This window comes from Photobacterium sp. R1, from assembly GCF_054600795.1.
The window spans coordinates 1-325 of sequence record NZ_BAAHZP010000310.1 but is presented as its reverse complement, the minus strand read 5'-3'; the positions used below and the strand labels follow the sequence as shown (position 1 = coordinate 325).

The following is a 325-nucleotide window of genomic DNA, read 5'->3' as shown; positions in this document are numbered from 1 at the left end:
GAGGTTGTATAGTGGTGTGATCTGATGGTATGTCTGGGTGAGAACCATGCCCGGGTATGAGCTATGTCGCGCTTGAGTTCCGTGTTCCTCTCAGCATAGTTAGCCGCGCGCCAGTTACTCTTTGCTGGCACAAGCAGTAACCAGAAATGTCTTTGATTTCGCGGGTGTTGTCCGGCCGGTTGCAGGCGCTCCCGGTACCGCCGAGCAGCCGTCACTTCGTCCTGCATTTCTCCCCTGTGTGATTGGGTTGCCCCAGCTGAAATCGTTCGATGACCACGACTTATGAGCCTGGCTCATAGATTGATGAAATAAAATCAATTTTATT

Annotated in this window: 1 protein-coding gene; it reads right to left on the bottom strand. The window is 51.7% G+C overall.

Annotation, left to right across the window (positions count from 1 at the left end; genetic code table 11):
* Nucleotides 1-114: 114 nt before the first annotated feature.
* The coding region (locus tag ACYP03_RS25185) for a hypothetical protein (protein WP_459782552.1) at nt 115-325 on the bottom strand (211 nt) is incomplete at its 5' end.